The organism is Actinoplanes sp. NPDC023936 (genome assembly GCF_040639325.1).
GTDB lineage: Bacteria > Actinomycetota > Actinomycetes > Mycobacteriales > Micromonosporaceae > Actinoplanes.
In genome coordinates, this window is sequence record NZ_JBEZZR010000011.1 from 71,946 (window position 1) to 94,448 (window position 22,503).

Sequence of the window (22,503 nt, forward strand, 5' to 3'; positions counted from 1 at the left end):
CGGATTCCTGCTGCTGGCCCCATAAGTTGGTCAGTCCTCCATTCGGCTGACGCGGGCTGGCAGTGGCATTGGTCATTGTGGCTGGTATGGGTCTGGCGGCTGGCAATAGGCGGATTGATGTTTTTATCAGTTATGCCGGTCCGGACCGGCCGTGGGCGAACTGGGCGGCGCAACAATTGGAGCGGGCTGGGATGTCCGTGGAGCTGACGGCGTGGGACTGGTCGGCCGGGGACAATTTCGTGCTGCGGATGAACGATGCGCTCGGCCGAGCGGACCGGGTGCTGGCGTTGTACTCGGCGGCGTATTTTGCGCCGGATCGGTTCACGACCGACGAGTGGGTGGCGGTGCTGGCGGCGCCACCGGATGAGCGAGGGCGGCGGCTGGTGCCAGTGCGAGTGGAGGAGGTGACTCCACCACCGATCCTGCGTGCGGTGACGTACCGGGATGTGTTCGGTCTGCCGGAGCAGCGAGCCCGGCAGGTGCTGCTCGAGGCAGTCACCGGCCGCGCGCGGCCGTCGGGTGACGTCCGTTTTCCCGGAGGCAGCGGGATCGCGGTGGCGGATGTCGGGGTCCGGGTGCCGGGCTCGCTGCCAAGGGTGTGGAACGTGCGCCGGCGGAATCCGGCGTTCACCGGCCGTAGCCGTGAGCTGGCCTTGCTACGCGAACGGTTGTGTTCGGGGGAGCGGGCGTTGGTGCAGGCCCTGCACGGTATCGGCGGGGTGGGTAAGACCGAGCTGGCGGTTGAGTATGCGCACCTGTTCGGCAATGAGTACGACCTGGTGTGGTGGATCGACGCCGAACACCCGGAGCTAGTGGGAGAGCAGTTGGCGGCGCTGACCGCTGCGGCGAATTGGGGTGAGGCATCTGGAGCGGATGTGGTGCTGCGCCGGTTACAGCGCGAGTCCGGATGGCTGTTGATCTACGACAATGCGAAGACGGTCGACGCGGTCGCAACGATGATTCCAAGTGGCGGCGGGCACGTGGTGATCACGTCCCGGAGCCGGCAGACCGGTGGCGTGGCGTCCGCGCCGATCGGTGTGGACCTGTTGGGACGTGCGGCATCGACGCGCCTGGTTCGTGAGGTTGCCCCGACGTTGCGGGTCGCCGAGGCGGACCGGCTCGCCGGAGCTGTCGGTGATCTGCCCTTGGCGTTGGGGCAAGCGGCTGGCCTAGTGGCCGAAACCGGCATGAGCGTCGATGAATACCTTGCCGAACTCTCCGCCAACCCGGCGGAATTACTGGACGAGGGGCCGACGGGCCGATATCCGCGGTCGCTGGCGGCGGTCATCACCGCATCGATGCGGCATTTGTCTGGGCAGGACGAGGCTGCGGGCCAGTTGATGCGCCTGGCTGCTGTCCTGGCGCCGGAACCCATGCCGCTGTCGTGGTTGACCGGAACCGCTGCCGAATCGTTGCCCGAACCGCTGGCCGCCGTTGCGACTAGCACGATTGCCAGGCGGCGCATGCTTGGCCGGATCGCGGCTGTGGGGCTGGCCCGGGTGGATGCCGACACCATGCAGCTGCACCGGCTCACCCGAGCCGTCATCGCTCCGACCACTGCGTTCTCTGAAGCCGAGCACGCTGACCGGCTGCTCACCGCCGCCGCACCGATTGACGAACGAGATCCGGACTCGTGGCCGAGATGGGCCGTCCTGCTGCCGCATCTGCTCGCGCGAGCCAAGAGCACGACCAGTCCCGAACTCCGGGTCACCGCAGGGCGTGCTCTGTACTACCTGGTGCTGCGAGGCGAATATCGCACCGCGCAGAACCTGGCGACAGACTGGCACCAACACTGGCAGCGAGCCGTCGGACCTAATGATCCTTCAGTGCTGAGAGCAGCCAACCAACTCGCGAACACTTACTTGCTCCTCGGCGAGTACGAACAGGCCCGCCGCCTGCACGAGGACACGTTCGTACGGCGGCGACGGGTTCTTGGTGATGATCATCCGGACACGCTGCGTTCGGCCAACAACCTCGCCAACAGTTGGAACGGGCTGACCGAGTACGAGCAGGCTCGTGAGCTGCACGAGGACACGTTGGACCGGTTGCGACAGGTTCTTGGTGATGATGACCCGGACACGCTGCGTTCGGCCAGCAGCCTCGCCAGTAGTCTGCACGAGTTGGGCGAGTACGAGCAGGCTCGCGAACTGAACGAGGACACCTTGGCGCGGCGGCGACGGGTTCTCGGCGACGATCACCCGGACACGCTGCGTTCAGCCAGCTACCTCGCCATCAATCTGCACAAGTTGGGCGAGTACGAGCCGGCCCGCCACCTCAACGAGGACACCTTGGTGCGGCGGCGACGGGTTCTCGGCGATGACCATCCCGACACCGTGGCTTCCTCCGGAAATCTTGCCAGCGATCTGCACGAGTTGGGCGAGTACGAGCAAGCTCGCGGGCTGCATGAGGACACGTTGGCGCGGCGGCGACGGGTTCTCGGTGATGACCACCCCGACGCTCTGTCTTCGGCCAACGACCTCGCTAGCACCTTGCAGAAGTTGGGAGAGCACGAGAGGGCCAGCCGCCTTCTCGCGGAGATCGCTAAGCGCAGCCGCGCGGGCCACTGAGACGGCCTGCAGGTCAGATGGGAGTACACATGTACTCCACCCATCGAGGAATCCCGCCGCGCGTTGAGCGCGGCTAGCGTTCATGGCATGCCCGAGGACGAAGAGCTGATCGAGCCGCATCCCGACCTGGTCCGCCTATGCGAGGCACTCAACCTGCCTAAACCAGGCCCATGGACCAAGGCGGAGATGGACGAATTCTGGGAAGAAGAGAACCGCGCCGACGCAGACCTCGCCGCGAGGATCGCTCGCAGGAATCCCCGCGCTGCATGAAGAGGTCACGTCAGCTGCGCGTCCTGGACGCCTCTGCGGTGGTCGAACTGTTCGCAGGCCACCCCAAGGCGATGAAAGAGCTGCAGGCCGCCGTAGACGGACACCTCCTGCTCTGCCTGCCCGCGCTAGCCGTTGCCGAGGCGCAGGCCGCGCTGCGCCTTCCCGCCAGAACCTGGTTCTACTTCTTCGGCCAACGCGCCATCCACGAGCAGCCGCTGTCGTGGCACGGTGCGTTGGCCGCAGGGCTGCTCGCGGCGCCACGCCTCGAACACCATCCCATGCAGGCCGCGCTGATCGGCCCGATCATGGTTGGCCAGGTGATCAACGAAGCGACGTTGTTGCATGCTCCGATCGTCACTCGCGTTCCTGAGGCCTACGGGGCTTACGACGTCACTCTCCGCGTTCTGGATTGAGCTGGCCGGGAGCCTGATCGGGGTCTCGTGCGTTGTTCCTGGTGATCGAGAGGGGCGCGCATGCGGGTGGGCATGAGGGATGGGCAGCTGGTGGCGTGGGACCAGGTCACCGGCGCCTGGGTGGTGGTCGGGGACGACCTGTTGACCTTCCTGAGTGGCGGGATCGACGCCGTGCGGGATGCTGAGCGCGCGTTCGGTGACCCGTACCGGGAAGAAGCCGGCGGCGGACCGGCAGGCTTGCCCCTGGAAGCGGCTTCGCTGCGGTGTTTCGCGCTCTGGGAAGAGCACATGATCAACGGTGCGCGCGGGATGGTGCAGCGGTTCGGGTCGCCGGGCATCCGGCGGTTCGCCAGGAGCTTCGAGCGTGTCACCGGGCGGGTGCCACCGCCGATGCGGCCCAAGCCGAACTTCTACCGGGATCCGCAGTTCTACATGGGTAATCACCGGGCCATGCATGCCGACGGGGCGACCATCGGGTGGCCGTCGTTCGCCTCGGTGCTCGACTTCGAATGCGAGATCGGAATGATCGTCGCGCGGCCGGTGAAGGACTGTGACACCACCGAGGGACGGGCCGCGATCGGCGGGTTCGTGATCCTCAACGACTGGTCGGCGCGGGACACGCAGTGGGACGACACGCGGCGCGGGACGTTCGGCGGGGTGGTCAAGGCGAAGACGTTCGCCAACTCGATGTCCGCGGTCGTGGTGACGGCGGACGAGGTGCTGCCGCGCTGGCGGGAGCTGACCGGCCAGGTCACCGTGAACGGCGAGATCTGGGCCAGGAATCAGACGAAGGACGCGATGTACGACCTGGGCGCCGTGGTCAGATACGCCGCCCGCGGTGAACATCTGCAACCGGGTGACGTGCTGAGCAGCGGCACCATCCCGACCCTCTGCGGCCTCGAGCTCGGCCGTTTCCCCAGCCGGGGGGACGAGGTCCGCCTCGAACTGGACCTGGCCACCGGCGAACCGATCACGCTGACCAACAGAATAGAGGGGTGACCGACGCTTCATCCCGGGTTCGGGGACGCCGCCCGCCCGCCGGCGACCCGGTCGTCGACCGGGCGCTGTCGCTGCTCTTCTCGTTCGACGCCGCCCACCCGCTCCTCACCCTGAGCGAGCTGAGCCGGCGCAGCGACATCCCGCCGAGCTCCGCGCTGCGCCTCGCGAACCGCCTGCTCGCGTGGGGTGTGCTGGAACGCGACGCGAGCGGCCGGTTCTCGATCGGGCTGCGGCTGTTCGAGGTGGCGTCGCTCGCCCAGCGTGGGCACGGGCTGCGCGAGGTGGCGCTGCCCTACCTGGGTGACCTGGCCGAGGCGACCCGGCAGCACGTGCTGCTCGCGGTGCGTGACGGCGACGAGGCGGTGCTGGTCGAGCGGTTCAGCGGCCACGACGCGATCCAGGTTCTGTACCGGGTGGGCGGCCGCCTGCCGCTGCACTCCACCGGCGTCGGGCTGATCCTGCTGGCCTTCGCGGACCCGGAGTTCCAGGAGTCGTACCTGGCCCGGCCGTTGCGGCGGGAGCCGGAGCACGCGGTGATCCCGGCGGCCGAGCTGCGCCGGACCCTCGCCGAGGCCCGCCGGGAACGGGCCGTGACGGTGCGCCGGCTCGTTCCGGAGGCGGCGATCTCGGTGGCCTGTCCGGTGCACGGGCCGGGTGACGTGGTGGTCGCCGCGCTCTCCGTGATCGTGCCCGAGGACTGGCCCGATCCGCGCTCGCTGATTCTCGCGCTGCGCACCTCGGCCCGCGCGATCTCCCGCGCCCTCGGCGCGCCCTGAGCGGGCGGCTTTGCCGCCCAATGGCATAGCGGTTGGTTGCGCTCCGACGTCGGCCGCAGAGTGAGGACCATGATTTCGCAGACTCTTGGGTACGGGGAGATCGAGGGGTACCGCCCCCTCCTGCTCGACCTGCACCTCCCCGAGACGGCAGAGGTCCCGCCGCCGATCGTCGTGTTCGTGCACGGCGGCGGCTGGCGGCGCGGGTCCCGGCAGATGTTCTGCCCGACCTGGCGCGACTGGCAGCCCGGCCCGTTCGCCCGGCTGGTCGCCGAGGGGTTCGCGGTGGCCTCGGTGGACTACCGGCTCAGCGGGGAGGCGATCTTCCCGGCCCAGCTGGACGACGTGACCGCGGCGGTCGCCTGGCTGCGCGCGCACGCCGGTGAGCTGGGCGTCGACGGCGGGCGGATCGTCGCGTGGGGCGAGTCGGCCGGCGGGCATCTGGCCGCGCTGCTCGGGCTGACCGTTCCCGGACTCGCCGGCGTGATCGACTGGTACGGCCCGTCGGATCTCCGGTCCCATCAGGGGGAGCGGGAACTGCAGCTGATCGGCTCACCCGACCGGGCCGCGCAGGCCAGCCCGGTCACCTACGTGCACCCCGGCGCGCCGCCGTTCCATCTGGCGCACGGCACGGCCGATCAGTTCGTTCCGGTGTCGCAGAGTGAGCAACTGGCGGCGGCTCTGCGGGCTTCGAACGTACCCGTGGATCTGAATTTGATCTCCGGGGCGGGTCATCTCTGGGTTGACGCGCCGGATCCGGAGGCCATCTTCGCGGCCGCCGTCCGGTTCGCCCGCTCGGTCACGGAAGGCTGACGTGCCGCCGCGCTGGAAGACCTTCGTGCTCACCGCGGCGGTGATCCTGATCCTGCAGAACCTGGTGTCCGCGCTGCTCACGCCGCTGACCACCGGATGGCCGCCGGTGCTGCGTTCGGCCGTGGTGATCACCGGCGTGGTGGCGCTGATGACATGGGTGATGATGCCGCGGCTGACCCGGTGGCTGGCCGGTTGGCTGCGACCTGCGCCACAAAAGCCGTTTCATTCAATGGCAAGCCGCTGGGCTGAGGAGCCGTCGGATGGCGAACCTGTTTCCCATACGTTTCGTGACGGGAGACACCGATGAGCATCGAGTACTTGGCCGGCAACCACCGGTCGCTGCCGGGTTCGCCCCAGCCCTACTTCCTCGCCGCCGGCGAGGGCGAGCACGCCAAACTCTTCGCCGACACGTTCACGGTGTTGCTCAGCGGCGACGAGACCGACGGGCAATTCGGGATGTTCACCAACCGGTGCGCGGTCGGCGACATCATCCCGACGCATTCACATGCGGACACGCACGAGACGTTCTACATCGTCGAGGGCCTGGTCCGGCTCTTCGTCGAGCTGCCGGACGGGGAGAAGACGAATCGGCTGCTCGGCCAGGGCGACTTCGGTTTCGTGCCGGCCGGCGCGGCGCACGCCTACCGGGTGGAGAAGCCGTCGCTGATCCTCGGCGCTGCTACCGGCGGTTTCGAGCGGTTCTTCCAGCAGATGGGCATGCCGGTCGCCTCCGCGGCGAACGACGGGGAGCCCTACGTGCCGCCGTACCCCCGGATGCAGGCCGCCGCCGAAGCGCACAACATGCGGTTCATCCCCGACGCGCGGTGGTGATTTCCGGTCAGTTTTCGAGAAGCGCCGGTCATGCTCGGGGTTCTAGCGTGACCGGCATGAATACATGGATCCGGCAGTGTCATCGGTGGTTGGCGATCGCTTTCACCGTGACGGTACTGGTCACGACCGTTGCGCTGGCGCAGGAGGATCCGGTTTTGTGGGTCTCCTATCTGCCGCTGCTGCCGCTGGCGCTGCTGTTCTTCTCGGGGTTGTACCTGTTCGTCCTCCCGTATCTGGCCAGACGCCGCGCGGCCCGGTAGGCCCGCCGGGTGTTCGCCGGAACAGAAGCGGCATCAGGGCGGGCAGACCCGGTGATGGGGCAGCCCGTCGGTCGCCTCGTCCCACTCCTGCTTCGTCATGCGGTGCCCCGAGATCTCCGCGCAGGCGGCGGTTTTCGGGGCGCGCGCCTCGGGCGGCATCGGCCGATCGAGCCGCCAGATCGACATCAGCTGCCGCTCCGGCCAGTCTCCGGCTCTCCGGTGGGAGAACAGAAGTGCCCACCGGCCGTTCGTGGCGGGGAAGACATCCTCGGTGTAGCCGCCGAAGTCGTGGGCCGTGATGTTGCCGTCCTCGTTCCGGCTCCAGGCCAGCATCCTGCCTTCGCTGGTCAGCGTGGCCCACGCGCCGCCGGCTCGATGGTCGCGATCGCTGAGATCGTGCGGTGGCAACGCCGGCGTCCGACGGAATGGCGGAAATGCCGCTAAATAAGTGGCGTTAGCGTCTTGGGTCCAGATCCAGCCGCCGCCCTCCGGCGCGGGTTGCAGCATCAGCTCGGTGGGACCCGGCGAGATGATGAGTTCTCCGATGCGCCGGGGGCCGTTCCGCACGTTCCACACTGATACCCGGCCGGTGTCGTGCCGGACGAGCGCCCACTCCCCGCCTCCCTGCACCTCGACATCGACCGCCCGCCCGCCCGCCGTGGTGGATGCCAGCGGATCGCGGCGCAGATCGTGGAAAGTAGCTCGCCCCGCGGTGTCGATCGTCGCCAGTGCGACCGCCGCGGTCCCGGGCATGTCGCTGCCGTCGTTCGGCGGCGCGGCGAGGAAACGAGAGGTCACGATGCCGGACGCCAGCGGGGACGGGCCGCGCCGGGGATCGTCGAGATCCCGGCGCAGCACCCTGCCGTCGCTCGTGTGGACGATCAGTCCGCCGGCCGCGTCGAACGCCGCGTTGGTCACCTGCTGGCCGACGGTCTCGGCCGGTCCGCCGGCACGCGTCAACAGAGCCTCCGGGCGCTGGGAGTACGAGAAGACCCAGCGGCCGTCCGAGGAGATCAAGTCCTCGGAACCGACGATGATCGGGATAGGGGCCGGTGGCCAGGTGGACATATCCCAGAGCCGGCCCTGCCCGGAACCCGTCGCCAAGTGCAGAGCGGTGCCGAACAAGGTCGCCGACGTCGGGCTCTCCTCCGAGATCTCCGCCCGCTTTCCGGTGTGAAGGTCGACGACGAGGTAGACGCCGTCCTGGTCGGCGAGGACCCAGCGACGGCCGGGCAGAATCGTGACGTCGTAGAGCCCCTCGCCGAGATCGATCTGCGGCACTTCCGGACGCTCCACGTCGACCACCCAGGAATGGTCCTCGTAGTCCCTGACCACGACGATGCCGTCCACGGGCCCGACCATCCGCTGGGCGTCGGAGGTCCGTAAAGGTACGGAACGAGGAGCGGCGCCGGACAGGTCCCAGTACACCGCCTGGCCGGCGCTCCTGACGAGCGCGCCGCCGGTGACCGCCGCCAGCCACAGGTCGCCCTGGCCGAGGAGCACGGAGGCCGGCGTGACCGACTGGTTGTCCCAGGCCTCCAGCAGGCCGCGATGGTCCAGGGTGAGCAGCCAGCGATTGCCGCTCACCACCTGCCGGATCGGGACCACGCCGGCGTCCGGATCGGCCTGCCGCGCCCGGACGACAGCGCCGAGTTCGGTCAGCGACCCGTCGTCGCTGTCCAGTTCGGCGGCGGCGATGCGCAGTTCCAGCGCCTTGCCCGGGTCGCTCCCGGTCAGCTCGTCGGCGTGCTCCGCGAGAAGGTCGGCGTGCCGGCTTTTCAGCTCGCCGACCCGGAAGGTGAGGCCGAGGTCGACGTTGGGCACGATGATCAGGGAGCTGGTGAGCAGCACGATGATGCTCGCCGCGGCGGTGCCGGCCCGGGTCCGGTGATGGCGGCGAAGGCTGTCGAGCGCGAGATCCTCGGGGCCGGTGAACGTCGGCGAGGCGGGCGAGAGCGGGCGGCGGGGCCGGTGGACGCCGGCCAGGTGCACCTCCAGCAGGTCGTGCCGGAACTGATAGACGGCGCCGATCTGGCGGAGAATCTCGTGCTCGTGCGCTTCCTCCAAAAACTGCATGGTCCGCCACGGCAGCAGGCGCCAGATCGCCAGCCAGGCGTGCGCGATCGCGTACGCCACCCACGGCGCGCCGCTGCCGAGCAGCAGCCCGCCCACCAGGATGCAGACCACGCTCACCACGGCGGCGATCGGATCGAGACCGCCGGACTCGTAGTCCACGTCGGCGATGGTGGCTGTCACCCCGATGGCCGCTGCCGCCACCGCGCCGGTGACCGCGATGATCAGCGAGGTCAGGGCGTCGGATCGCAGAACGGCTCGGGGCGAGACCATCGTCTCGTCGTTGACCGGGGTGGTGAGCCACAGCCCGACGCCCACCGGCAAGCCGATCATCAGGGTGAAGCCCAGCGCCACGGCCAGGCCCAGCGGGCCACCGGTCTGCAGCATGCCCCAGAAGACGCCGACCGTCGGGTCGTCCAGGTCGGAGATCCGCAGTGTCCCGGCGAAGGTGCCCACCACCAGCCCGAACACGGTGCCGATGCTCGCGCCGAGTCCGAGCCCCGCGATCAGCCGCCCGGGCAGCTGGCTCAGGCGCCACTGGGAGCGGACCGGCAGTGCGCCGCGCACCGCGCCCAGACCGGAACTGATCAGACTCTGCACCGCCGCGATGATGACGACGGTGGTCAGCACCGCCAGCAGACCGGGGCCCGGCGGTTTGATCTGTGGCACGCCGTCCGAGTCGGCCAGCCGCATCCGGTACAGCACGAGCATCGGCGGCCCGGCGAGGATCATGGCCGCCGCCACGTCGCGGAACAGCGTCGCGAGGTGGCCGGCCGCCGCACGGATCCGGCCGCGTGCCGCCGGGCGTTCCTCGTGCGCCGCGCGGGCGACGTGCAGGCCGGCGATCAGCCCGCTCGTCATGCCGACCGCCCAGCCGAAGACCGCGGCGTACCGCGACGTCGAGTCGTCCCACCAGGTGAGTACCCCGGTGATCGTGCCGACCGCTCCGAGCAGCAGCACGAGCGGGACGACCAGGACCGCTGCCGGAACCGCGCGGGCCAGCTCCCACCACGCGAGGTTCGGCCGGTGGATCCGGAACCGCAGGTGCTGCGCCAGCGTCCGCAGGTAGCGCTCGGCCCGCCCGACGTCGATCTTCGAGTTGCGGTAGACGGCCGGCACGAACCGCGACAGCAGGTGCTCCCGGACCGCCCCGGCGCTGCCCAGCCGGGCGAGCTCACCCGGATCGCTGGCCGGCGCCCGGTAGACGGTCCGGGCCAGGGAGATCATCAGAGGGGTGGAGAGGGCGGTCGCCAGTGGCCCGTACTCATCGGATCTGATAGCGGCCGTGACCGATTCCCATCGGCCGCCGCCCTCGGGTTCCCCGGCCGTGAGGAAGGCGATCGCGTCGGCGCCGGTGACCGGCGCGATGGTCACCTCGGCGGCCAGCGGCAACCGGCCCTCGGCCGCGACCACCTCGTCGTACTCGGTGCGCCGGCAGGTGATCACCATGGGGAGGCCCTCGACGTCGGCGGCGTCGCCGAGGTGCCGGGCCGCCTGCCGGCGGACCGGCGCGGGAAGCTCGTCCAGGCCGTCGAGAACGAGCAGAACCCGGTTCTGGTCGATCAGGGGGAGTGCGCTCGCGGCCACTTCCGGGTACGTCTCCGCGACCGCTCGCCCGGCCCACGCCCGCAACTCCTCGCCGGGATCCCAGGACGCCAGTGAGAGCAGCACCGGCACCGGCTGCCCGGCGTCGTCGGAGGGTGCGGCGGCGGGTAGCGCCGCGATCGTGAAGAGCATGGCCAGGGTGCTCTTGCCGGCGCCCGGCTCGCCGAGCACGACCAGCTGCCGGGCGGGCAGCCGGCGGAACGCGTCGACCAGGTCGGCGGCGGGCTGCCGGGTGCTGTCGTCGATCAGCAGCGAGCCCTCGTCCGGCAGGAACGCCGCGGGTCCGAGCGGTGTGGCGGTCCGGTTCCAGGTCAGGCGCAGCGGCCGGGGCTGGCGCAGCCGGCGCTTGCCGATCTCCCGCTCCCACTGCCGTCGCACCCGGAGGGCCAGGGTGCCGGCGGCCCGGTCCAGCGCCGCCGCCTCGTCCGTGGCGGCCCGGCCCTGCCGCAGGCTCAGAATCCCGAAGACGAACGTGGCGGCCAGGCCGACCAGTGTCGCGACCGCCGACACGATGCTGGCCACCTGGTCACCGGTGGAGAGCCCGTTGGTGAACCGGGAGAGTCCGAAGACGCCCAGGGCCACCCCGGCGACGCCGATCAGGGCGAGCCGGCGCGCGGTTGTCGGTCGAAGCACGGTCCATCTTGATCCGAGCGGGCGTCCGGCAGCCATCAGCGAAACGTCTGGTGCGCCATCTGAACACATCCCGGGGGAGTAATCAGACGGCTACCTTCGGGTAACAAACCTCGGTACGGTGACCGGAGACGAGGGGTCAAGGAGGGCATGCCCATGACCACGACGCACGTCTCCGAGAAGCAGGCCCGGCAGACCGCCGAGGCCGCCCGGGAGTCCGAGTGGCGGAAGCCGAGTTTCGGCAAGGAACTGTTCCTCGGCCGGCTCCGGCTCGATCTGATCGATCCACGGCCGGACGCTCCGCCGAGCGCCGACGCCGAGGACTTCCTGGCGAAACTCGGCGCCTATCTGCGTACCGACGTGAATGGACCACAGATCGAGCGCGACGCGCGCATCCCGGACGAGGTCTTCCAGGGCCTCGCGCGGCTCGGCGCGTTCGGCATGAAGATCGACAAGGAGTACGGCGGCCTCGGCCTGTCGAATCTGCACTACTGCAAGGCGCTCACGCTGACCGGTTCGGTCAACCCCGCGGTCGCGGCCCTGCTCTCCGCGCACCAGTCGATCGGCGTGCCGCAGCCGCTGAAGAGTTTCGGCAGCGCCGAGCAGAAGAAGGCGTTCCTGCCCCGGCTGGCGGCCGGCGAGGTGTCGGCGTTCCTGCTCACCGAGCCGGACGTGGGCTCCGACCCGGCCCGGCTGGGCACCGTCGCCGAGCCGGTCGAAGGCGGTTACCGGCTCAACGGGCTGAAGCTGTGGGCCACCAACGGCACCCTCGCCACGCTGCTCGTGGTGATGGCCCGGGTGCCGGAGAAAGGCATCACCGCGTTCGTGGTCGAGGGCGACTCGCCGGGGATCACGATCGAGCGGCGTAACGCTTTCCTCGGGTTGCGCGGTTTGGAGAACAGCGTCACCCGGTTCCACGACGTGTTCGTACCCGAAGCGAATGTGATCGGCGGGCTCGGCAAAGGCCTGAAAATCGCGCTGACCACGCTCAACACCGGCCGACTGTCACTGCCCGCGATGTGTGTCGGCGCCGGTAAACGAGCGCTCACGATCGCCCGCGAATGGTCCGCGGACCGGGTGCAGTGGGGCCGCCCGGTCGGCGAGCACGAGGCGGTGGCCAAGAAGATCGCCTTCATCGCCGCGACCACGTACGCGATGGAGTCCATGCTCGACCTCTCCTGCCTGATCGCCGACGACGCGAACAACGACATCCGGATCGAGGCCGCCCTGGTGAAACTCTTCGCCAGCGAGATGGCCTGGAAGGTCGCCGACGAGCTGATCCAGATCCGCGGCGGCCGGGGATACGAGACCGCCGACTCCCTCACGGCCCGTGGCGAACGGGGCGCCGAGGCCGAGCAGATCCTGCGTGACCTGCGGATCAACCGGATCTTCGAGGGCTCGACCGAGATCATGCACCTGCTGATCGCCCGGGAAGCGGTCGACGCGCACCTCTCGGTCGCCGGCGACATCATCGATCCCGACGCCGGCCTCGGGCGCAAGGCCCGCGCCGGGGCGCGAGCCGGCGCGTTCTACGCGCGCTGGCTGCCGACGCTCGCCGTCGGCCAGGGCCAGAACCCCACCGGGTACGCCCAGTTCGGTCCCCTGGCGCACCACCTGCGGTACGTGGAACGCGCGTCCCGCAAACTCGCCCGCTCCACGTTCTACGCGATGTCGCGCTGGCAGGGCCGCCTCGAACGCAAGCAGGGCTTCCTGGGCCGGATCGTGGACATCGGCGCCGAGCTGTACGCGATAGCGGCGGTCTGTGTCCGGGCCCGCGCCGAGGACCGCCCCGAGGGCCGTGAGCTGGCCGACCTGTTCTGCCGGCAGTCCCGGTTGCGCGCCGAGGCGCTGTTCGCCACGCTGTGGGAGAACACCGACCGCCTGGATGTGAAGGCGGCCTCGCGGGTGCTCGCCGGTCGTTACGCGTTCCTGGAGGAGGGCGTGATCGCGCCGGAGCCTTCGGCGGACGAGGCGTGGGTGGCGGCGTGGCGGCGCGGACCGGCCGAGGTCCCCGACGTCCGTCGTCGCGTGCCACCACTGGACTGACGGCTTCGTGTTCCCGGATCTTGGTGTTCCCTGATCTTGGCAGGCTGCGACCTGTCGCGGCGGGGCTTGCCAAGATCCGCGCGCCGGGGCTCGCCAAGATCCGCGGGCCGGGGCTCGCCAAGATCCGCGCGCCGGGGCTTGCAAGATCCGGCGCGCGCGCCGGTGTGTCAGCATGACCGCGTGACGACGGACGCGACCTCCACCCCCGACCGCCCCCGCCGCCGCGACGCCGAGGCCAACCGGACCCGCATCCTCCAGGCCGCGCACACCCTGCTGATCACCGAGCCGAACGCCAGCATGGACGGCCTGGCCCAGGCCGCGGGCGTGGTTCGCCGCACCCTCTACGCCCACTTCCCGACCCGGGACGCCCTGATCACCGGCTTGGGCGACAAGGCGGCGGCCGACATCCTGGACGCGCTGAGCCACACCGGCCGCGAGGCCCTGGAGCCCGCCGTGGCGCTCGCGGATTTCTCCCTGACCATCTGGACGGCCGGCGACCAGTACCGCCTGCTCATCTCCCTGGCCGAATCCGAATACGGCACGGACCGCCTCCGCGATCTGCTGGCGCCGATCCGCGCGCAGGGTTTCGACCTGCTGGCCCGCGCCCGCGACACCGGCCGGTTCGCCACCCACCTGCCGCTGCCGGTGCTCAGCAACGCCCTCCAGTCGCTCACGTTGTCCCTGCTGCGCTCCGTGAACGACGACCTCTGGACGGACTCCGGCGACAGTGCCGCGCGAGCGATTCTGATCGCCGCCGGTCTGCCCGGAGCGGATGCCACCGCCGCGATCGAGCAGGCTAAGCTAATTCGCACATAGCTGTGCAGGTTGGTGGAGGGTGGCTCGGTGAACCTCACGTTCGCGGTCCTCGCGATGGGAGCTTTCGGCGTCGCCGGCACGTCCAAGGTCACCGGTGCCCCCGACACCCGCGAAACCGCCGACCACCTGGGTTTCTCCCCGGGCGAGTTCCGCTTCATCGGCCTGATCGAGCTGATCGGCGTGCTCGGCGTGACGGCCGGCCTCTTCATCACCGGCATCGGCGTCGCCAGCGCGATCACCCTGCTCCTGCTCATGGCCGGCGCCGTCGCCAGCCACCTGATCTGCGGCGACGGCCTGCGCGGGGTGCTGCTGCCCACCCTCGCCGCCACCGTCCTGACCGGTTACCTGATCACCCTCTCGTAAAACCTTTCCGGTACGAGTCGGCGGAAGTCCCCGAGAGTCGCCTCCCTGACGAACGCGGCCCGGCTCCCGCCGCCGCCGGCCCCGGCGTCCAGTCACCCTTCACCGCCGACCCCTCGCGTCGCCCGCATCACCGACCCGGTGAACGTTCGTGGTCAACGCCCTGGCTGGTCCGGCTGGTGCTGAGTGTTGTGCGCTGGGAGCCGGCTGGTCCGGCTGGCGCTCAGTGCTGTGCCCCCGGAGCCAGCTGGTCCGGCTGGCGCTCAGTGCTGCTCGGCGCCTCGTCGACAGCACTGACGGCCAGCTCGCCGCGCTGGGCTGGCTGTCAGCGCTCCCGAGTGCCCGTTTTGTCCGCGCTGAGAACCAGCCCGCTTCGATCGTTCCAAGATCGGCCAGGCCCCGTTTCGAAGACGGATCGTGACTTGCCGGGTCTGGTGACGCTGACATCGGCGGCAAGCCATGCGGCCGCATGGGCGTATGTTGTCTACTGCTCGCCATGGGTGGAACGGCATTGAGCGTCCTGAGTCCCTGCGTGGCTGAGGGCGTCGAACCAGTTTCGGCACTCCGCCCTCGGCAGACCTGGTCGTCTATGCTTCTCACACCGTCGCGGCGAGCAGGACCAGCGCGCTGGCACCGATCTCGGTGATCCCCACTCTTCGGGGTGTCAGCGCCCGCCCCGGCAGTGCCCACGCCCGGACCAGCAGCACCGCGAACACCACGCCGGGCAGGATCCCGGCGGCGAGACCGGCGACGAGTGCCGCAGCGTGATAGGCCACCGAAGCTCGGAAATATCCAATATTTCCTCTCTCGCGGATCATCGTCTTCACGTAGAGCACCGTGCCGACCAGGTACAACAGCACCACCGCGAACGGCGTGACCACATCCGTGAGCGGACGCCCGGCGACGACCGCCACCACGAAGACCATGAGACAGCTCTGCAGGACCGACGCCAGATCGTTGACCAGGGCTCGTTCCCGCCGGCGATAGGCGTACCAGGCGTTCACCGCGAGCAGCGCCGCGTACGGCGGCGCGAAGAGCAGCAGCCGCGGGCAGGCGACCAGGACCGGAGCGGCGAGCACGGCGGTGACCGGCGCGTACAGCGTGATCTGCGCCCGGTACCGCCGCGGACGCCGTGACTTGATCGCCTGCAGGACGAAGTAGGAGAGCAGGTACCCGGCCAGCCAGGCGCCGAGCAGCGGCACGTCCGGCCACCGGAAACCGGCGACGATCACGCCGGCCAGGTAGGGGAGGAGCAGCATCGCCCAGGCCCCGTGCTGCGGAGGCACGTACTGCCGGCGGGCCGGCCGGCGCACAGCGGTGGTCACTCCCGCACGCTATCCGCCGGCCGGACGCTCGATCAGGGCCTTAGGACCCCACTTCTGCGGCGGTGCTCGCGGGCCAGGTGCCAGGTCGCGATCGGCACCGACACCAGGGCGAAGAGGGTGATGCCGGTGGTGAACCAGGCGAGCCGATGATTTTCCGGGACGCGAGTGTCCCGTACCTCGGAAGTCGGGTTCTGCGGGTCGTAGGCGATCGGGATCGTGTCGCCGGCCCGGGTACCGTCCGCCTCGTCACCCTGCCCGACCAGCGTCGAGACCTGCCGGCCGTCGGCCGTGGTGAACTCCACCCGCACCCGGCCCTTGCTGCCGACGTCGGTCACCCGCGCCGTCGTCTCGACGCCCCGGTCGGCCAGGGCGAGGTCGTTCGTCCAGTTCTGATAGGTGAGCCAGGAGAAGAGGGCCACGACGACCACCCCCATCCCGGCGAAGAGCCACACCGGCGGAAGTCTGCGCGAACTCATGACCGCCGATTGCCCGGTATCGTCGTTGATCAATCAGCGGGATAGGCGCGCGTCTCGGTCGCCTTCACCGCCACCCAGATCTCCAGGCCCGGCTCCAGGCGCAGCTGGGCGGCGGCCGCCGGCGTGATGTCGGCGGCCACCGTGATCGGGCCGTCCAGCACCACGCGCAGGTTGTCGCCGTGCCGCTGGATGTCGGCGAGCACGGCCGGCCAGGTGTTGCGCGGGCTGCCGCCGGGCCGGGACGGGTGCAGCGCGACAGCGGCCGGCGGGAACGCCACGAACGCGTCCCCGTGCACGGTGTCCGTGGTGGACAGCGCGAACCCGTCGGCCAGGGTGACAGTGTGCCCGTCACCGCGGCCCTGGTAGAGGTTGAGCCCGACGAGCCGGGCCACGTAGTCGGTGCGCGGCCGGGCGGTGATCGTCGCGGCGTCGCCCTCCTGCACCACCCGGCCCTGCTCGACGACCACGAGCCGGTCGGCGAGCACCAGCGCGTCCAGCGGATCGTGGGTGACCAGCAGCGTGGCGCCCGGGTGTGCGGCGAGGTGCCGCCGCAGCTCACCGCGGGTCTCCAACCGGGTACGGGCGTCCAGCGCGGCGAGCGGCTCGTCGAGCAGTAGCAGCACCGGGTCGACGGCGAGCGCCCGAGCCAGCGCCACCCGCTGCGCCTGCCCGCCGGAGAGCTGGCGCGGCTTGCGCCGGCTGTAGGCGGCCAGCCCGACCCGGTCCAGCCAGCGGTCGGCGATCTCGTGGGCGGCACGCCTGTCGACGCCGTGCCGGCGCGGACCGAACGCCACGTTGTCCCGGGCGCTGAGGTGCGGAAACAGCAGGTAGTCCTGGAACACCACACCGATCGGCCGGTCCTCCGGCGAGGCGTCGCTCAGGTCCGTGCCGTCCAGACGCACGTGTCCGCCGCTCAGCGGGGTGAGCCCGGCGAGCGCGCGCAGCGCCGTGGTCTTCCCGGCGCCGTTCGGCCCGAGCAGCGCGACGGTCTCGCCGGGTTCGATGCCGAGCTCGATGTCCAGGCGGAACGAGCCGCGTTCCGCGACCAGGTGCGCGTCGAGGAGGCTCATGCCGAGGTCAGCCAGCGGTCGCGCAGCGTGGCGAGGATGGTCACCGACACGATCAGCAGGATCAGGCTGAGCACCACGGCTCCTTCCAGGTCGCCGCTCTCCATGGTCTGGTAGACGGCGAGCGGCATGGTCTGGGTGATCCCCGGATAGTTTCCGGCGAACGTGATGGTGGCGCCGAACTCGCCGAGCGCCCGTGCCCAGCAGAGCACCGCCCCGGCCGCGATGCCCGGCGCGACAAGCGGGAGCGTGACGTGGGTGAACCGGGTCCAGGGAGCGGCGCCGAGCGTGGCGGCCGCCTCCTCGTACCGGGTGTCGGCGCCACGCAGCGCGCCCTCCACCGAGATCACCAGGAACGGCAGGGCCACGAACGCCTCGGCGATCACGACTCCGGCGGTGGTGAACGGCAGCGTGATGCCGAACGTCGAGTCCAGCCACGAGCCGAGCAGACCGCGCCGGCCGAGGGCGAGCAGCAGCGCGATGCCGCCGACCACCGGCGGCAGCACCAGCGGCACCGTGACGAGCGCCCGCACGATCCGGCGCCCGGGGAACTCGACGCGGGCCAGCAGCCACGCGAGCGGCACGCCGAGCAGCAGGCAGACGCCGGTGGCGATGGTCGCGGTCAGCAGCGACAGGCGCAGGGCCGTCATCACTTCCGGCTCGGCGAGCCGATCAAGAAGAGACGACCATGGGGTACGGGCCAGCAACCCGATCAGTGGCAGCACCAGAAAGGCGAGCCCCAGCCCGGCCGGAACAAGCAGAGCCAGGGGTACGCCCCGACGACGGTTGGACACGATGATCAGGGTGCCTGGAATCCGGCCCCGGTGAGGACCTTCGTCCCCTCGGCGGAGCGTACGTAGTCGGCGAACGCCTGGCCGCCGGCCGGGTTCTTCGCGGACTTCAGCACGGCGATCGGGTAGTCGTTGACGGCTTTCCCGGACTCCGGGAACTCGATCGCGTCCACGTCGGCGGCCGAGGCCTTCGCGTCGGTGCGGTAGACCAGGGCGGCGTCCACCTCGCCGAGCTTCACCTTGGCGAGCGCCGCTTTCACGTCCTGTTCCAGCGTGACCGGGGTGATCGTCACGCCGGCCGCCTCGGTGGCGGTCTTCGCGGCGGCGCCGCACGGCACGGCGTCGGCGCAGAACGCGACCTTCAGATCCGGGCTGGTCAGGTCGGCCAGCCCGGTGACGCCCTTCGGGTTGCCCGTGCCGACCGCGATGACCAGCTGGTTCCGCACGAACGTGGTAGCCGGGCCGGCGTCCGTGACGGCCTGCATGTTCTTCGGCGCGGCGGCGGCGAAGACGTCGGCCGGGGCGCCCTCGTTGATCTGGGTCGCCAGCGCCGAGCTGCCGCCGAAGTTGAACGTCACAGTGCTGCCCGGGTGCGCCGACTCGAACTGCCTGCCCAGCGTGGTGAACGACTCGGTCAGGGAGGCGGCGGCGAACACCATGACCGGGCCTCCGGCGGACCCGGACCCGGCCGGAGCCGTACCGGTGGTGTCCCCGCCGCAGGCGGCCAGGCTCGACGTGAGGAGCACGGCGAGCCCGGCCACGGCGAAACGAAGGGTATTCACGGCGAGCACTCTAGCCGTTCCGGCAGATGCTGCCGAAGATTCCCATCGGTGACCGCAGACACCAGGGTGGTCTCGGCGGTGGCTATCGCATCTGCAAACTGTGGGTGATCTGCTCGACCTGGCGGCGGATCTCCGGCACCGCCGTCGCCTCCCAGCGCCGGCCACGCCGCAGCGGGCCGACCAGCCAGAGCCCCGGCGCGACGGTGCCGTCCGCGCCGATCGCCCGGCCGTCCTCGTCGGTGTCGATGCCGAGACCGTGCGGACCCGGCCGGAGCAGGCCGGCGCTCAGCATCTCCGCCACCAGCGGATTGGCCGTGTCCGGAAGTGATCCCGGTCCGGTGCAGTTCACGACAGCGCCGTACCGCTGGGGCGCCGCGCCCTCGACGGTGACCGTCAGGCCGCCGTCCGGGTGCGGGACGACCGAGGTGAGCCGGCCGGAACGGGTCTCCAGCAGGCCTTCGGCGCGCAGGGTGGCGACCCGTGCGGCGATCGGCGGGGCCATCCGGTGCCGGTGGACCTCCCAGAACCGGTGGCAGTGGCGCAGGAACCGCTGCTGGGCGGAGGAGTCCAGGGAGGACCAGAGGGCGTCCGCTTTTCCCCGTACCGAATCCATCACCGCGACCCAATCGGCGCCGGCGGCGATCTGCTCTCGGACGCGGCGCAGCAGCGGCCCCAAGGCCGCTGCAGGCGGAAGGTCGAAATCGGTCGCGGCGGGAGGAAGTTCCGGCTGCGAGCGGGGCACCAGGCCGCGGCGGGAGATCGCCACGAGCGGGGTGCGGCGGCCGTTCGCGGTGAGCGTCAGCGCTACGTCGATCGCGGTCAGGCCGGTACCGATGAGCAGCACCGGGAGGTCGGTGGGGATCGCGTCGAGCGCGCCGAACGCCCACGGGTCGGCGACGTACTCGACACTGCGGGCGGCCTCCTCGCCGACCGCTGCGGGACGCCGTGACGCGGGGCTGCCGACCGCGAGAATGACCTGGTCGGCATGGGTCTGGCAGCCGTTGTCGTCGGAGATCAGATAGCCGCTGGGCCCGCGCCGGACCGAGGTGGCGCTGGCGAGATGGTGTCGGAATCGGTCACCGGCTGCCTTCGTGACCTCGGCGAACTGGTCCGCGAGATAGTCGCCGTAGAGCGACCGGGGGAGGAAGTCGGCTGGCTCGGCAGGCAGGCCGCGCTCACGGCACCAGCGAACCAGGTGCAGCGGATCCGCGGAGTCCACGGTCATCGCCGCGGCGCGCGAGTTGAGCACGTGCCAGGGCTCGGCCGTGCCGTAGGCGACGCCCCGGCCGGGCTGGGAATCCGGCGCGACGAGGACTGTCCGCCATTCGGGACCGGCGAGCAGGGCGCGCGTGGCGAGTGCCCCGCCGGCGCCGCCGCCGACGATCGCCACTGTTCTCGTCTGTGTGCCGGGCCGGTTGCCGGGCACCCGTCCGTGAGCAACGGTGCTGGTCACCGCTCATCCGCCCGGTTCGATGGCCGCCTGGTACAGACGCTTGACATGGTGTCCTCCCGGTGTCCGGCCTCGCTGCTGTTATGACCAGACAACCATAAAGCCTATAGTTTTGGTAGGTTATTCGGCCGTGTGTCGAAGGTGTGACGAGGGCTGTTAGGGCGGTGTTAGGTGGGCTTCGCCATGATGATGGCATGGCTCGCGCACTTCATGATCACTCAGTCGGCCCCGGCTCGCTTCTGCCCTGGTCACGGGCACACGCGCTGGCCCGTGAGGTCGCCGAGCCGCTGCCCGGCCACCCCGTCGCGGTGGTCGCGGCGGGCGGGCAGGTGCTGGCCGAGGCCGTTCATGGTGTCCGGCCGGTGCCCGCCTTCGACAACGCCGCGATGGACGGCTATGCCGTCAGTGGTCCCGGTCCGTGGTCGGTGACCGGCCTGCTCCTGGCCGGCGGCTTCACCACCCTGCCGTCACTGGTCCCGGGCGAGGCGGTCGAGATCGCCACGGGCGCCCCGGTGCCGCACGGGGCCACGGCGGTGCTGCCCTACGAGGAGTCGGCGCTCGGCGAGTCGGCGCTCGGCGCCGACCGGGTGGTCTCCGGGGTGGTGGGCACTCGGACGCACATCCGGCGAGCGGGGGAGACCCTGGGGGCCGGCGAGCTCGTGGCGCCCGCCGGCCGGGTCGTGACCGCGACGCTCGCGGCGGCCGCTCTCCAGGCAGGCGTCGACAAGGTGGTGACCCATCGCCCGCCGACGGTGACGCTGCTGGTCACCGGCGACGAGGTGGTGGACAGCGGGGCGCCCGGTCCCGGCCAGGTCCGCGACACGTTCACCGGCCTGGTGACGGCCATCACGACGCGAGCCGGCGGCCACCTGCGGGCGAGCCGTCACCAGCGGGACGACCCGGCGTCCCTGGCGGCGGCCCTCGACCGCGCCGACACCGACGTGATCGTGGTGAGCGGCTCCTCCTCGGCCGGCGCCGCCGACCACCTGCACGCCCTGCTCACCGCCCGGGCCGCGACCTGGCACGTCCGTGGCGTCGCCTGCCGTCCCGGCCATCCGCAGGCGCTGGCCTCCTTGCCGTCCGGCCCCGCCGGGATCGGCCGGTGGGTGGTGAGTCTGCCGGGCAATCCGTTCGCCGGTCTGGTCGCCGCGCTCACCCTGCTGGAGCCGCTGCTGGAGACGATGGCCGGTCGGGTGCCGCGGCCGCTGCCAACGATCCCGGTGACAGGAGCCGCGAAGCCGATGCCGGGTGGCGTCCGCATCGTCCCGGTGTCGGCCGCCGGCATCCTCCCCGAGAGCGGCCCGGCGGGTTTGCAGGCGGCAGCGCTGGCGGATTCTTTGGCGGTGCTGCCCGACGGCTGGAGCAGCGGAGAGGCGGCGGCGCTTTTGACGCTCCCGTGAGGCCGGCGCCCTGGTCGGCCGGTCCTTGGAGGTTGGCGTGAGTCCCTGAGTCTGGCGCGAGCCCTTGGGCCTGGCGTGCGGGGACCGCGCGGGTGGCCGGGGAGACTGAGCCTGGCGCGCGGGGACCGGGCGGGTGGCCGGGGAGGCCGCCATGGGGCTGCGCGTGCGCATGCGAGCCGCCTGCGAGCCGCATGCGAGCCGCCTGCGAGCCGCACGCGAGCCGCCTGCGAGCCGCACGCGAGCCGCCTGCGAGCCGCACGCGAGCCGCCTGCGAGCTGTCCGCGATCCCCCGCGTGCGCCGCCCGCTTGTGAGCCGCCACTTGCTGCGTGCCGGAGCCGCTCCCAACCCACTTCCGTGTGCCCGCCGTCCGTGTGCCGCCGTCCGTGTGTCGGTCACCTCGCTTGTCGCCCGTCGTGCTTGTCGCCCGTCGTGCTCGTTGGCCGTCGTGCTCGTTGGCCGTCCCGCTCGTTGGCCGTCCGGCTCGTCAGCCGTCACGGTTTGCGGCTTTTGCCCGCGCTCGATCCGACCGAGGGCGGCCGAAGCGCATGGCCACTCGTCAGCGCGAGTCCTTGTCACTCTGCGTGCTGGCAACCGAGGTAAACGCCGCGCTTTTCGGAAGTCTGCGGACGCTCCGGGCCCCACAGAATGACGCGGACCCCCGCAGCGCTCCACCCCCGCCGGCACCCGGCGTGACACAGCGGCATCGGCACGCTGGCGGGTGGTGGCGGATAGCAGTGATGGCGGCGGGGAGTGGT

At 70.8% G+C, this 22,503-nt stretch carries 20 protein-coding genes; 13 read left to right on the forward strand and 7 right to left on the reverse strand.

What is annotated here, in order from left to right:
• The first annotated feature begins 86 nt into the window (after positions 1 to 86).
• The 9 genes from fxsT to AB0F72_RS17075 all read left to right on the forward strand — a co-directional run bounded on the left by fxsT (position 87) and on the right by AB0F72_RS17075 (position 6,926).
• Positions 87 to 2,567 (forward strand): FxSxx-COOH system tetratricopeptide repeat protein, encoded by a 2,481-nt coding sequence (gene fxsT, locus AB0F72_RS17035; protein WP_360431460.1) that lies wholly within the window; start codon positions 87 to 89, stop codon positions 2,565 to 2,567.
• Between the two features lie 87 nt (positions 2,568 to 2,654).
• On the forward strand, positions 2,655 to 2,837 hold the full coding sequence (locus tag AB0F72_RS17040) for a hypothetical protein (protein WP_360431463.1): 183 nt from the start codon (positions 2,655 to 2,657) through the stop codon (positions 2,835 to 2,837).
• A gap of 38 nt (positions 2,838 to 2,875) precedes the next feature.
• Positions 2,876 to 3,250 (forward strand): hypothetical protein, encoded by a 375-nt coding sequence (locus AB0F72_RS17045; protein WP_360431466.1) that lies wholly within the window; start codon positions 2,876 to 2,878, stop codon positions 3,248 to 3,250.
• Between the two features lie 72 nt (positions 3,251 to 3,322).
• Positions 3,323 to 4,249 (forward strand): fumarylacetoacetate hydrolase family protein, encoded by a 927-nt coding sequence (locus AB0F72_RS17050; RefSeq protein WP_360431469.1) that lies wholly within the window; start codon positions 3,323 to 3,325, stop codon positions 4,247 to 4,249.
• Complete coding sequence (locus tag AB0F72_RS17055) at positions 4,246 to 5,025, forward strand: IclR family transcriptional regulator (RefSeq protein WP_360431472.1); 780 nt, start codon at positions 4,246 to 4,248, stop codon at positions 5,023 to 5,025. Before AB0F72_RS17050 ends, AB0F72_RS17055 begins: the two co-directional genes overlap by 4 nt.
• Positions 5,026 to 5,094: 69 nt before the next feature.
• The gene (locus tag AB0F72_RS17060) at positions 5,095 to 5,835 is read left to right on the forward strand and encodes an alpha/beta hydrolase (protein WP_360431475.1); all 741 of its coding nucleotides are present in this window, start codon (positions 5,095 to 5,097) and stop codon (positions 5,833 to 5,835) included.
• Between the two features lies 1 nt (position 5,836).
• A complete protein-coding gene (locus tag AB0F72_RS17065) occupies positions 5,837 to 6,142 on the forward strand; it encodes a hypothetical protein (RefSeq protein ID WP_360431478.1) in 306 nt (101 codons plus the stop codon).
• On the forward strand, positions 6,139 to 6,666 hold the full coding sequence (locus AB0F72_RS17070; RefSeq protein WP_360431481.1) for a quercetin 2,3-dioxygenase: 528 nt from the start codon (positions 6,139 to 6,141) through the stop codon (positions 6,664 to 6,666). Before AB0F72_RS17065 ends, AB0F72_RS17070 begins: the two co-directional genes overlap by 4 nt.
• A 56-nt stretch (positions 6,667 to 6,722) precedes the next feature.
• A complete protein-coding gene (locus AB0F72_RS17075) occupies positions 6,723 to 6,926 on the forward strand; it encodes a hypothetical protein (RefSeq protein WP_360431823.1) in 204 nt (67 codons plus the stop codon).
• 33 nt (positions 6,927 to 6,959) lie between these two features.
• Here the strand turns inward: AB0F72_RS17075 and AB0F72_RS17080 are convergent, their stop codons facing one another.
• The gene (locus AB0F72_RS17080; protein ID WP_360431484.1) at positions 6,960 to 11,237 is read right to left on the reverse strand and encodes an NACHT domain-containing protein; all 4,278 of its coding nucleotides are present in this window, start codon (positions 11,235 to 11,237) and stop codon (positions 6,960 to 6,962) included.
• Positions 11,238 to 11,390: 153 nt separating this feature from the next.
• Between AB0F72_RS17080 and AB0F72_RS17085 the strand changes: the two genes are divergently transcribed.
• The 3 genes from AB0F72_RS17085 (at position 11,391) to AB0F72_RS17095 (ending at position 14,459) form a co-directional block, all read left to right on the forward strand.
• The gene (locus tag AB0F72_RS17085; RefSeq protein WP_360431487.1) at positions 11,391 to 13,280 is read left to right on the forward strand and encodes an acyl-CoA dehydrogenase family protein; all 1,890 of its coding nucleotides are present in this window, start codon (positions 11,391 to 11,393) and stop codon (positions 13,278 to 13,280) included.
• Positions 13,281 to 13,460: 180 nt separating this feature from the next.
• Complete coding sequence (locus AB0F72_RS17090) at positions 13,461 to 14,096, forward strand: TetR/AcrR family transcriptional regulator (protein ID WP_360431490.1); 636 nt, start codon at positions 13,461 to 13,463, stop codon at positions 14,094 to 14,096.
• A gap of 27 nt (positions 14,097 to 14,123) precedes the next feature.
• Positions 14,124 to 14,459 carry a DoxX family protein gene (locus AB0F72_RS17095; protein WP_360431493.1) on the forward strand — a complete coding sequence of 112 codons (336 nt, stop codon included), beginning with the start codon at positions 14,124 to 14,126 and terminating at the stop codon, positions 14,457 to 14,459.
• A gap of 593 nt (positions 14,460 to 15,052) precedes the next feature.
• Here the strand turns inward: AB0F72_RS17095 and AB0F72_RS17100 are convergent.
• The 6 genes from AB0F72_RS17100 to AB0F72_RS17125 form a co-directional block, all read right to left on the reverse strand.
• Complete coding sequence (locus tag AB0F72_RS17100; RefSeq protein ID WP_360431496.1) at positions 15,053 to 15,781, reverse strand: YwiC-like family protein; 729 nt, start codon at positions 15,779 to 15,781, stop codon at positions 15,053 to 15,055.
• Between the two features lie 32 nt (positions 15,782 to 15,813).
• Positions 15,814 to 16,257, reverse strand: coding sequence for a DUF3592 domain-containing protein (locus AB0F72_RS17105; protein WP_360431499.1), 444 nt, complete (start codon positions 16,255 to 16,257; stop codon positions 15,814 to 15,816).
• A gap of 29 nt (positions 16,258 to 16,286) precedes the next feature.
• Positions 16,287 to 17,327: an ABC transporter ATP-binding protein gene (locus tag AB0F72_RS17110; RefSeq protein ID WP_360431502.1), complete on the reverse strand. Its 1,041-nt coding sequence runs from the start codon at positions 17,325 to 17,327 to the stop codon at positions 16,287 to 16,289.
• Entirely contained in the window at positions 17,324 to 18,118 is a 795-nt protein-coding gene (locus tag AB0F72_RS17115; protein WP_360431505.1) for an ABC transporter permease, read from the reverse strand. The genes AB0F72_RS17110 and AB0F72_RS17115 overlap by 4 nt, the downstream gene beginning before the upstream one ends.
• Positions 18,119 to 18,123: 5 nt before the next feature.
• Complete coding sequence (gene modA / locus AB0F72_RS17120) at positions 18,124 to 18,861, reverse strand: molybdate ABC transporter substrate-binding protein (RefSeq protein ID WP_360431826.1); 738 nt, start codon at positions 18,859 to 18,861, stop codon at positions 18,124 to 18,126.
• 118 nt (positions 18,862 to 18,979) lie between these two features.
• Positions 18,980 to 20,350 carry an FAD/NAD(P)-binding protein gene (locus tag AB0F72_RS17125; protein ID WP_360431508.1) on the reverse strand — a complete coding sequence of 457 codons (1,371 nt, stop codon included), beginning with the start codon at positions 20,348 to 20,350 and terminating at the stop codon, positions 18,980 to 18,982.
• 191 nt (positions 20,351 to 20,541) lie between these two features.
• On the opposite strand from AB0F72_RS17125, the gene AB0F72_RS17130 reads away from it, so the two are divergent.
• Positions 20,542 to 21,747: a molybdopterin-binding protein gene (locus AB0F72_RS17130; protein WP_360431511.1), complete on the forward strand. Its 1,206-nt coding sequence runs from the start codon at positions 20,542 to 20,544 to the stop codon at positions 21,745 to 21,747.
• Positions 21,748 to 22,503 lie beyond the last annotated feature (756 nt).

Bases quoted from the DNA above. Each gene is read 5' to 3' on its own strand.
- fxsT (WP_360431460.1), top strand. From the start codon at position 87: ATGGGTCTGGCGGCTGGCAATAGGCGGATTGATGTTTTTATCAGTTAT.
- AB0F72_RS17040 (WP_360431463.1), top strand. From the start codon at position 2,655: ATGCCCGAGGACGAAGAGCTGATCGAGCCGCATCCCGACCTGGTCCGC.
- AB0F72_RS17050 (WP_360431469.1), top strand. From the start codon at position 3,323: ATGAGGGATGGGCAGCTGGTGGCGTGGGACCAGGTCACCGGCGCCTGG.
- AB0F72_RS17060 (WP_360431475.1), top strand. From the start codon at position 5,095: ATGATTTCGCAGACTCTTGGGTACGGGGAGATCGAGGGGTACCGCCCC.
- AB0F72_RS17070 (WP_360431481.1), top strand. From the start codon at position 6,139: ATGAGCATCGAGTACTTGGCCGGCAACCACCGGTCGCTGCCGGGTTCG.
- AB0F72_RS17075 (WP_360431823.1), top strand. From the start codon at position 6,723: ATGAATACATGGATCCGGCAGTGTCATCGGTGGTTGGCGATCGCTTTC.
- AB0F72_RS17085 (WP_360431487.1), top strand. From the start codon at position 11,391: ATGACCACGACGCACGTCTCCGAGAAGCAGGCCCGGCAGACCGCCGAG.
- AB0F72_RS17105 (WP_360431499.1), bottom strand. From the start codon at position 16,257: ATGAGTTCGCGCAGACTTCCGCCGGTGTGGCTCTTCGCCGGGATGGGG.
- AB0F72_RS17110 (WP_360431502.1), bottom strand. From the start codon at position 17,327: ATGAGCCTCCTCGACGCGCACCTGGTCGCGGAACGCGGCTCGTTCCGC.
- AB0F72_RS17130 (WP_360431511.1), top strand. From the start codon at position 20,542: ATGGCTCGCGCACTTCATGATCACTCAGTCGGCCCCGGCTCGCTTCTG.